General features: G+C 70.7%; 10 protein-coding genes. 5 read left to right on the top strand and 5 right to left on the bottom strand.

What is annotated here, in order from left to right; genetic code table 11:
* Positions 1 to 949: sensor histidine kinase (locus CCN51_RS30975; protein ID WP_245881710.1), on the bottom strand; the 949-nt coding region annotated here is incomplete at its 3' end.
* 125 nt (positions 950 to 1074) lie between these two features.
* On the opposite strand from CCN51_RS30975, the gene CCN51_RS30970 reads away from it, so the two are divergent.
* Positions 1075 to 1716, top strand: a complete 642-nt coding sequence (locus tag CCN51_RS30970) for a LysE family translocator (RefSeq protein ID WP_043490127.1) — start codon at positions 1075 to 1077, stop codon at positions 1714 to 1716.
* Between the two features lie 27 nt (positions 1717 to 1743).
* A complete protein-coding gene (locus tag CCN51_RS30965) occupies positions 1744 to 2715 on the top strand; it encodes an aldo/keto reductase (protein WP_014176273.1) in 972 nt (323 codons plus the stop codon).
* Between the two features lie 84 nt (positions 2716 to 2799).
* Here the strand turns inward: CCN51_RS30965 and CCN51_RS30960 are convergent, their stop codons facing one another.
* A complete protein-coding gene (locus tag CCN51_RS30960) occupies positions 2800 to 4224 on the bottom strand; it encodes an FG-GAP-like repeat-containing protein (protein WP_014176272.1) in 1425 nt (474 codons plus the stop codon).
* A gap of 118 nt (positions 4225 to 4342) precedes the next feature.
* A complete protein-coding gene (locus CCN51_RS30955) occupies positions 4343 to 4936 on the bottom strand; it encodes an SMI1/KNR4 family protein (RefSeq protein ID WP_014176271.1) in 594 nt (197 codons plus the stop codon).
* A gap of 186 nt (positions 4937 to 5122) precedes the next feature.
* On the opposite strand from CCN51_RS30955, the gene CCN51_RS55185 reads away from it, so the two are divergent.
* Both CCN51_RS55185 and CCN51_RS30945 read left to right on the top strand, forming a co-directional pair.
* Complete coding sequence (locus tag CCN51_RS55185; RefSeq protein ID WP_158104713.1) at positions 5123 to 5293, top strand: hypothetical protein; 171 nt, start codon at positions 5123 to 5125, stop codon at positions 5291 to 5293.
* A gap of 108 nt (positions 5294 to 5401) precedes the next feature.
* Positions 5402 to 6355, top strand: coding sequence for a MerR family transcriptional regulator (locus CCN51_RS30945; RefSeq protein WP_014176270.1), 954 nt, complete (start codon positions 5402 to 5404; stop codon positions 6353 to 6355).
* Positions 6356 to 6428: 73 nt separating this feature from the next.
* On the opposite strand, the gene sigJ is transcribed toward CCN51_RS30945, so the two are convergent.
* Positions 6429 to 7493: an RNA polymerase sigma factor SigJ gene (sigJ, locus tag CCN51_RS30940; protein ID WP_014176269.1), complete on the bottom strand. Its 1065-nt coding sequence runs from the start codon at positions 7491 to 7493 to the stop codon at positions 6429 to 6431.
* Positions 7494 to 7661: 168 nt separating this feature from the next.
* Between sigJ and CCN51_RS30935 the strand changes: the two genes are divergently transcribed.
* Entirely contained in the window at positions 7662 to 8360 is a 699-nt protein-coding gene (locus CCN51_RS30935; RefSeq protein ID WP_014176268.1) for an NAD(P)-dependent oxidoreductase, read from the top strand.
* Positions 8361 to 8419: 59 nt separating this feature from the next.
* On the opposite strand, the gene CCN51_RS30930 is transcribed toward CCN51_RS30935, so the two are convergent.
* On the bottom strand, positions 8420 to 9830 hold a 1411-nt coding region (locus tag CCN51_RS30930), incomplete at its 5' end, for a M4 family metallopeptidase (RefSeq protein ID WP_086860307.1).

The following is a 9830-nucleotide window of genomic DNA, read 5'->3' as shown; positions in this document are numbered from 1 at the left end:
CGTGCTTGGCGGCGTTGGTCAGCGCCTCCTGGACGACGCGGTAGACGGCGCGGTCGGCCATGGGCGGCAGGTCAGCCCCCTTCGCGCCGTCTGCGTCGTAGCGGCGCTCGCCGTCCTCGGGCCCGTACTCCAGCTCGACGGCCAGCCCGGAGGACCGCGCGCGCTCCACCAGCGCGCCGACACCCTCGTCGGCGGGGGCCGTCGGGGCGGGGTCGTCCCCGGTCCGCAGCACACCGATGATGTCCCGCAACTGGCTGGTGGCCGTCGAGGCCGCCTCCCGCAGTTCGGCGGCCGCCGCCCGGTGGCGGTCGCTCAGCTCCGGGTCGATCTGCAGGGCGGCGGCGCGCAGCGCGATCAGGGCCAGGTCGTGGCCGAGCGAGTCATGCATGTCCCCGGCGATCCGGGACCGCTCGCGCAGCCGCGCCTGGTCGGCGACGGCCCGCTGCTCCCGCTCCATCCGGTCGGCGAGCTCCCAGCCGGCGTGGACCAGATGCTCGTACTGGCGGCGGTAGCGGCCGAGCAGCCACGGCACCACGACGTTGAGCAGCAGCGTGGTCAGCGCGGTGAACCAGGTCCAGACCCCGGCGTCCGTCGCCCAGGTGAGCAGCGCGCCCGCCACCGCGAAGGCCGCGAAGAACCACAGCGCGGGCCGCGCGCCCGCAGTCCACCGCCCGGTGAGATAGCCCCACAGCGCCAGCGCCGCCCAGTACGAGGAGGTGTACAGCTCCAGGTTGAGGGCCAGGCTCAGCCCCACCGCGACCGCCAGCCCCACCAGCGGCCGCGTACGACCCACCGCCGCCGCGCCCGCCAGCAGCGGAAACCCGGCCAGCAGCAACCACAGATCGCGCCCGCTCGCCGATGTGGCCTTCAGCAGGACGGGCGCGCAGGCCGTCAGCCACAGGAGCAGGGCCGTTCGCGCGGCGCCACCGTGTCGTATCCACCGGATCATGCGCCCCAGCATCCCCCGCGGCGGGGCGGGTGCGCCTCTGACGAAAGTAGGGCTTCGGTCGCAGGACACACAGGGTGCGGAAAAGGGTTGCGGGGGCGGAGTCCCCGCGTGTTTACATGGGCCCCATGGTGTCCACCGACCGTCTCCTCGCCTTCGCGGCCATGTCGTTCCTGCTGATCGTGATCCCCGGCCCCAGTGTGCTGTTCGTGATCGGCCGGGCCCTGGCCCAGGGGCGCCGGGCCGCGCTGACCACCGTCATGGGGAACACGGTCGGCGCCTATGTGCTCGTGGTGGCCGTGGCGCTGGGGGTCGGCACCATCGTGGAGCGCTCGGTCCTCGTCTTCACGGCGCTGAAGCTGGTGGGCGCCGCGTATCTGGTGTACCTGGGGGTCAAGGCGGTGCGGCAGCGGGGCTCGCTGCGCGCCGCGTTCAGCGGGGACGGTCCGGCTGAGCAGGGCGCCCTGCGCACGTTCTGGGAGGGGTTCGCGGTCGGTGTGGCCAACCCCAAGACCATCGTCTTCTTCGCCGCCGTACTGCCCCAGTTCGTCGACCGCGAGCAGGGGCATGTCGCGCTGCAGATGCTGCTGCTCGGCCTCGTCTTCAACGTCATCGCCGTAACCTCCGACAGCATCTGGGGCCTCGTCGCCGCCACCGCACGCGGCTGGTTCGCCCGCTCACCGCAGCGGCTGGCCATGGTCGGCGGGGTCGGCGGGCTCGCCATGATCGGTCTCGGCGTCACCGTCGCCGCGACCGGCCGCAAAGAGTAAGTACGCCGACGGAAGGTTGATGAAAAAGTGCACTACCGCGAACTGGGCCGCAGTGGACTGTCCGTGTCCGAGATCGGCTACGGCGCCTGGGGCATCGGAGAGTCCAACTGGGTGGGCGCCACCGAGGACGAATCCGTACGCGCCCTGCACCGCGCCATCGACCTCGGCGTGAACTTCATCGACACCGCCCGGGGCTACGGCGAGAGCGAGCGGATCGTCGGCCAGGTCGTCCGCGAGCGGGCCGGATCCGGCGACGAGGTGTTCGTCGCGACCAAGGTCCCCCCGAAGAACCGCGTCTGGCCGGCCCCCGATGGCCTGGACCCGGCCGACACCTTCCCCGGTGCGCACATCCGCGAAAGCGTGGAGACCAGCCTGCGCACCAGCGGCCTGGACCACTTCGACGTCCTCCAGTTCCATGTCTGGAGCGATGAGTGGGTCGGCCGCGGCGACTGGCTGGAGACGATCGCCGAGCTCAAGCAGGAAGGCAAGATCCGCCTGTTCGGCGTCTCCATCAACGACCACGAGCCCGACAACGCCCTCGCGCTCGTCACCAGCGGCGCCGTCGACAGCGTGCAGGTGATCTACAACATCTTCGACCAGTCGCCCGCCGAAGCGCTGCTGCCGGCCTGTGCGGAGCACGGCGTCGGCGTCATCGTACGAGTGGCCCTCGACGAGGGCGGCCTCACCGGCCGCATCACCGCCGACGCCACGTTCCCCGAGGGCGACTTCCGCAACCGCTACTTCCGCGACGACCGCCCGGCCCAGGTCGAACAGCGGGTGTCCGCGATCGTCGCCGACCTCGGCATCACCCCCGACGAGATGGCCGAGACCGCGCTGCGGTTCGTCCTCAGCTCCCCGGCGGTGTCCACCGTCATCCCCGGTATGCGCACCGTACGCAACGTCGAACGCAACACGGCCCTGAGCGACGGCCGCCCGCTGACCGCCGACCAGTTGGCCGTACTCGCCAACCACCGCTGGCAGCGCAACTTCTACAGCTGACCCGCGCGCCCGCCGTCACAGCCCGCCCCGCGATGCGGCGGCACGGTCGGGGCGGCGGGCGTCCTGCTGCCGCCGGGCGTCCTCCTACCGTGCGAGGTCGTCCCCGAATCGCGCCTCCTTCTCGGGCGCGCCCAGCGCGCGCGGGCCGAACGAAGCGATGTCGCCGGTGATCAGGCCCGACCTGGAGCCGCGCAGGACCCACACGGCGCCCGAGTCCGCGTAGCGGCCGTCCTCGTAGGGGGTGGCCACCGCCAGGTCGGCGCGGTGGTCGGCGTTGACGTCGGCGAGGAGCACGGTCCGGCCGAAGTAGTCGCCCTCTTCGGAGATGCCGGGCACACCCGGGGTCGACTGGTGGAAGGCCTGCGCGCCCTTGCCGGTGAGGCCCGCCGCGCTGCCCTTGAGCAGAACGACGGCGCCCGCCTCGCGGACCGAGCCGATGTCCTCGCCGGGCACGCCCACGGCGATGTCCGGGTAGCCGTCGCCGGTGACGTCGCCGGCGGCCAGGGAGTGGCCGAACAGATCGCCGGAGTTGACGTCGTGGTCGCCCGCCTCGCTCGTGCCGGGGACGCCCGGCGTGTCCTGGGTGATCTTCGCGGTACGGGTGGAGGGGCCGGACGCCGAGCCGTAGACGACGCGGAGCGTGCCGGCGTCGGCGTCGCGGTCCTCCGAGACCTGGTCGACCTGCGGGGCGACGAGGTCGCCGTAGCCGTCCTTGTTCACGTCGGCGATGACCCCGTCGGTCGTGTAGTGGCCGGTGGTCCTGAAGGTGCGGCTGAGGCCGTCCTTCCCACCCGCCCAGAAGCGGGACTTGCCCGGCACATCGTCGAAACTGTGCGTCGTGACGATGTCGTCTGCGCCGTCGCCCGTCATGTCGCCCACGGCGATGGCCTTGGGGTGGTCCCCGTCCTCGAAGGGGAGCGTTTGAACGGAGGCGGGCACTCCGGCGCGGGAGAAGGGGCCGTAGCGCACCTGGAGGCCCTGGTCGTTCTTGGTCACGAGGTCGGCGTGGCCGTCGCCGTTGATGTCGCCCGTCGCCAGGGTGGCGGCGGGTCCGGGAAGCGCGCTGCCTGTGCGCAGACCCTTCGCGGAGCCCCAGAGGACCGCCGGGGCGGAGAAGTCGCCCACGACCAGGTCCGTGTAACCGTCGCCGTCGAGGTCACCGGCGGCCGTGGTGCGGCCGAAGGCGCCGTACTGCTCGACGTCCCCCGGCACGCCCTCGGTCGCCCGCGTGATCAGCTTCGGGTGTGCGGTGTCGACACCGGCCGTGGAGCCGTACAGCACCGATATGTAGCCCGCCTCCGAGAAGCCGGAGACGGTGCCGCCGGGCGCGGAGACGGCGAGGTCCGCGTACCCGTCACCGTTGAAGTCGATGACGGGCCTCGTGCTCTTGGTTGCGGTTGCGGTTGCGGTTGCGGCGGCCGGCGCGGCGAGTCCGCCGGACCCCGCCAGGGAGGCGGTCAGCAGGACGGCGGTCACGGCGGCGGGCCGGCGGTGGGTGGGGCGGGACATCCAGGTTCTCTCCAGTACGTCGGTTCGCCCATCGGCCACAGCGCTTCGGCACTGACAGTTGGGCCTGTGTACAGCAGTCGTTCACCTTGACCGTCAAGCCCGGTAAAAAGTTGTGGCCTTAGTTCCAGGGCCGCCCGGTGGCCGGGTTCAGGCCCGCCTCGTGGCGGCGCTCCCGCTCACGCCAGTTGGCGAAGGCCCTCTCTTCCGGCAGCGTCACACTGATCGTCTCCTCCTGGAACTCGGCATCGCCGAGGAGCCGTCGAAGGAACTCGGCCATGCCGAAGGGGTGCACCTGGAAGGACGGGCTGGTGTGCCGCCCGCACACCAGCACCGGCCACCGGTCCGGATCCTCGTCCGTGGTCAGCCAGCAGTAGATGTCCGCCCCCGTGGTGACACCCCACGCCACGATGGACTCGGGGTCCACGTCGAAGTCGGCCTCGTCCGCGCACATTTCCCAGGTCAGGCGGGCGTTCTCGGTCTCGTCTCCCAGGCCCGACGCATCCGTGTACGTGCCGGCTCGCGGCACCGGCAGCAGAATCACGATCTCTTCGCTGACCAGCCCGGCCCCATACACCTCCATGAAGCGGACACAGTCCGAGGGGAAGCGTCTTCCCCAGATCCCCTCGACCTCGCTCCAGTCGATCCGCTCGTCCACGCCGTCCGCCACCGGTATGAGCGGCGCAAGTGCCGCCACCGATTCGTCTCCGCCCACTGGCCTGCTCCTTCTTCTGGCCTGCCGCCCGTCGTGGCGGCCGTCCAAGCAGCGCAAACCTACGCTGCCCTTGGCGGCTGGCAGGCGTGGGTGCGGACAGCGAGGCCCGGCCTTCTCCCCGAAGGCCGGGCTTCCCTGCCGTGCCGCATGGCTGTCAGGCCGCGGAGGTGGCGCCCGGACGAGCCCGTGGCCTACCTGGGCCTCAGCTTCGGCGGACACTGGGCGGTCAAGCTCGCCGTGCGTGGCGTGGTCGACGCGGCGGTGAACATTGGCGGGCCGACCGGCGCCGACGAACCCGAGACACCTGAAGATCGCAGACGCCCGACAGTTCACGGAGCCGCGTTTCAGAAAGTGTGACCCCGCCCGCTAGCGATTCAGGCGACTCGCCAATCTCCGCTGCACGGACGGCCAGCGATGAGGCCGGGGGGTTGAGTCTCCCGTAGGGGGAGACGCGAAGGTAGGGGCATGGACGGCGGCGCGCTCTACTCGATCGGTCAGCTGGCCCGGCGGACCGGGCTCACGGTGAAGACCATTCGGTTCTACTCCGATCGCGGCATCGTCGCGCCGACGGACCGCAGCCCGGCCGGATACCGGCTGTACGGCGTCGACGCCGTCGCGCGTCTTGAGCTGGTGCGGACGTTGCGTGAGCTGGGGCTGGATCTGGCGACGGTTCGGAAGGTCGTGGACCGGGAGCTGTCGCTGGCGGAGGTCGCGGCGGCGCATGCGGAGGCGCTGACGGTGCAGATCCGTACGTTGCGGCTGCGGCGGGCGGTGTTGACGGCGGTGGCGGAGCGTGGGGCGAGCCCGGAGGAGATGGAGATCATGCATACGTTGGCCAGGCTCTCCGAGGATGAGCGCCGAAACCTGATCGGGGAATTTCTGGACGCCGTTTTCGGCGGCCTTGACGGGAACCCGGAATTCGCGGCGGTCAGGCGCTCGATGACGCCCGAGCTGCCCGAGAGTCCGGAGGCCGAGCAGGTCCGGGCGTGGGTGGAGTTGGCGGAGCTGTCGCGTGACCCGGAGTTCCGGGCCAGGGTGCGGCGGGTGGCCGAGGAGCACTCGGCGGAGCGCAATGGCGTGGGGCCGTGCAGGGACGTTGTCGCGGTGGTGCGGGACTGGGTCGGGCCGGTTGTGGCGGCCGGGGTCGAACCGGCCTTGCGGCAGGCCGACCCGGTTGTCGAGGGGGTCGTGGGGCACTACGCGCGGCTCGTCGGCCAACCGGACGGCGCCGCGCTGCGGCGTCGGCTGCTGGCCCGGTTGGAGAGCGTCAACGATCCGCGCAGGGAGCGGTACGTCCGGCTGCTCGCCCGGGTCAACGGCTGGCCGGCGCCGGACAGCTTGACGCCGGTGCTCGAGTGGGCCGTGGCGGCCCTGCGGGCTCGGACATCCGACTCCCGGGCTGCTGCATCGATGAGCTGAGCTGAGCAGAGGTGAGCCGTGGCGGCGGCAGTACGCCCGCCCCGCACCGCACTCGTCCGGACTGCCGCCGCTCTCAGCGGTGGGGCGAGCGACGCGTGGCGTTCGGATCGCCGGACGGCCCCGAGTCCGTCGGTGCCCGGGAAGCCGATCGGTCTTGCCCCCGCTCCAAGGGATCCGGTTTCCCGTCCGGCGGCGCCGCGTCCTCGTCCCGCCTGACCGCGGAGAGCTTGTCCGGGTTGCTGACGAGGTAGACGCTCGAAATCTGGTCGCCCTCCGGGGTCAGGTCCATGACCATCACGGCGTACGGGGCATCGCCCGCGAAAATCACCGCCGAGGGGTCGCCGTTGACACTCCGGTACTGGATGTCCAGGCCCTGCGGGGGGCGGGAGGAGTATCCGGTCAGCGTGCGGGCGACCTTCTCCCGGCCGTGGATCGGCCGCAGGGCCGACCGTGCCTTGCCTCCGCCGTCGGTCCACAAGGTCACCTCCGGTGCCAGGACCTCCATGAGGGCGCCGACGTCGCCGCCGAGCGCCGCGGAGACGAATCGCTCGGTCGCCTGGCGCTGGACGCGTGGATGGGCCTGGTAGCGGGGGCGGCGGGCGTGGACGTGCTCGCGGGCGCGGTGTGCGAGCTGGCGGACGGCGGACGGGCTGCGGTCCAGGATGTCCGCGATCTCGGTGTGGGCGTAGCCGAAGACCTCGTGAAGGACGAACACCGCCCGTTCCAAGGGGGTCAGGGTCTCCAGGACCACCAGCAGCGCCATCGACACGGTTTCGGCGCGCAGTGCCCGGTCGGCCGTGTCGACGGTGTCCGCCGGGGGGTCGGCGGCGGTGTCGGTGACCAGGGGCTCGGGCAGCCAAGGCCCGACGTAGGTCTCACGTCGGCGATTGATGCCGGCCCGTCGGGCGAGCGCGTGGTTCACCGCTATCCGCACCAGATAGGCGCGCGGATTGTCGATCTCCGCCATCGGCGAGTGGCGGCTTCTGCCCGCCCAGGACAGCCAGGTCTCCTGGAGTACGTCCTCGGTGTCGGCGATGCTGCCGAGCATGTTGTAGACAACGGAGAACAGCAGTTCACGGTAGCTGACGAACACCCGTGTCGCGGCGTCCGCCGGGCTCTGTGCCGGGCTGTCGGACATGGCATGCCTCCTGTGCGCGCTCTCTGCTGAGAGGCGCCGTGCTGCCCGGAGTGTGACATCCGCCCGGGGCAATGTGGCCCAGGTCATATCGGATTCCGGGATGTCACACTCGCCGCCGCCGGTGCCCTCTTGGGTGGCAAGACCATCGTCCGTGAGAGGGAGAAACGAGTGAAGCTCGCCATATTCGGGGCGAACGGACCGACCGGGCGGCAGGCCACCGAGCAGGCGATCGCCGAGGGCCACACGGTCACCGCCGTCACACGCCGGCCCGAGTCCTTCCCGCTGAGCGATCCGCGGCTGCGGGTGGTCGGTGCGGATGTGCTGGACTCCGGCGCGGTCGAGCGCACCGTGGCCGGGCAGGACGCGGTGATCTCGACGCTCGGGGTTCCCTACGGCCGGAGCCCTGTCACGGTGTATTCCGGGGGCATGGCCCACATCACCCGGGCGATGACGGAACACGGCGTCCGCCGTCTGGTCTGCGTGAGCTCGACGGTGCTCTTCGAGACGCCGGCGCCCGGCGAGGGTCTCTTCTTCCGGAAGGTGCTCGAGCCGTTCATCGTGCGCTTCGTCGGGCGCACCGTGTACGACGACATGCGGCGGATGGAGGAGGTCGTGAGCGAAAGCGAGCACGAGTGGACGGTGATCCGCCCCGCGGGTCTCTTTGATGCGCATGCGGTGAGCGACTACCGGGTGTCCGCCTCCCGCCTTCCCGGCCGTTTCACCTCGCGTGCCGACCTCGGAAACGCGTTGCTCCGCCAGGCGGTCGATGGCCACCATGTGCGCGCTTTCATCGATGTGCGCACCACAGAAGGGGTTCCGAGCTTCCTCGACGTCATCCGGAAGGAGGCGTTCAGCGGTAAGAAGTAAGGTCTGGTGGGCCGGGCGGGCAGCACGCCCGCCCGGCCACTGGGACAGCTGTCAGTGCGTCACCGCACGTTGATGCCGCCCCAGGCGTTGTTGACCGCCTTGTACTCCGCGCTGGTCCCGCCGTACAGGGCCTTCGCCGCCTTGAGCGTCGCGGTGCGCGCCTTGGCGTAGTTGGTGGTGGAGGTCATGTACGTGGTGAGCGCCTTGTACCAGATCTGCTCGGCCTTGGCGCGGCCGATGCCCGTGACGGTGCGGCCGTCCTTGGTCGGGCTGTTGTAGGTCACGCCGTTGATGACCTTGCGGCCGCTGCCCTCGGAGAGCAGGTAGAAGAAGTGGTTGGCGGGCCCGGAGGTGAAGTGCGGGTCGTCCTGGGCGATGCTGCTGGACCAGTAGTCGTAGGACATACCGTCCTTGCTGGGCTTGTCCATGTAGCGCAGCGGGGTGCCGTCCCCGTTGATGTCGATCTTCTCGCCCATGAGGTAGTCGCCGGGGTCCTTCGGGTTCTTGGCGTAGAACTCGACGGCCGTGCCGAAGATGTCGGAGGTGGCCTCGTTGAGGCCGCCCGCCTCGCCGCTGTACTCGAGCTTCGCGGTGGCGGCGGTCAGGCCGTGGCTCATCTCGTGGCCGGCGACGTCGAGCTGGGTGAGCGGCTTCTTGTTGCCTTCGCCGTCGCCGTACGTCATGCAGAAGCAGTCGTCGTCCCAGAAGGCGTTGACGTACTCGTTGCTGAAGTGGACGCGCGAGTAGGCGGCCTTGCCGTTGTTCTGGATGCCGTTGCGGCCCAGGACCTTCTTGTAGTAGTCCCAGGTCTTGGCCGCGCCGTAGTGGGCGTCGACGGCGGCGGTCTGCGCGATGGTCGGCTTGCCGTTGCCCCAGACGTCGTCGGCGTCCAGGAACTTCGACCCCTTGCCCTCTTCGGCGTGCTTGAGGTTGTACGTCATGTGGCCGCCGCGCGCGGTGTCCTTGAGCAGGTACTGGGTGCCGCTCTTGGTGGTGCCGAGGGTGACCTTGCCGTTGTGCTGGCCGGTGCCGGTGCCGTTCTGGACGGCCTGGAACTGGTACAGCTTCTTGCCGGTGTCGGCATCCGTGATGACGTGCAGCTTGCTGGGCGTGCCGTCGTCCTGGAAGCCGCCGACCACGGTCTCGTACGCGAGGACGGGCTTGCCGCTGGCGGCCCAGATGACCTTCCGGGGGGTGGCGGAGGCGTCGGCCTTGTCGCCGGCCTCGGTCTTCGCCACCCCTACGGCGGTCCGCTCGGCGGCGGCCGGGGCAACGGCGGCCGTGGTGTCGGCCACCTTGATCTTGGCGTCGGTGGCCTTGGTGACCTCCTCGGTCTCGCCGTCGGCGGACTTGTGGACGATCAGGTCGCCGCCGAGGACGGGCAGTCCGTCGTAGGTGCGCTCGTACCGGGTGTGGACCGTGCCGTCGGCGTCCTTGATGACGTCCCGCACGACCAGCTTCTCCTTGGCG

Source organism: Streptomyces milbemycinicus, from assembly GCF_002154605.1.
GTDB classification, from domain to species: domain Bacteria; phylum Actinomycetota; class Actinomycetes; order Streptomycetales; family Streptomycetaceae; genus Streptomyces; species Streptomyces milbemycinicus.
This window is presented reverse-complemented; position numbering and strand designations above follow the sequence as displayed.

Coding starts and splice junctions, on each gene's coding strand:
- CCN51_RS30970 (WP_043490127.1), top strand. CDS start 1,075: ATGGTGTCCACCGACCGTCTCCTCGCCTTCGCGGCCATGTCGTTCCTG.
- CCN51_RS30960 (WP_014176272.1), bottom strand. CDS start 4,224: ATGTCCCGCCCCACCCACCGCCGGCCCGCCGCCGTGACCGCCGTCCTG.
- CCN51_RS30945 (WP_014176270.1), top strand. CDS start 5,402: ATGGACGGCGGCGCGCTCTACTCGATCGGTCAGCTGGCCCGGCGGACC.
- sigJ (WP_014176269.1), bottom strand. CDS start 7,493: ATGTCCGACAGCCCGGCACAGAGCCCGGCGGACGCCGCGACACGGGTG.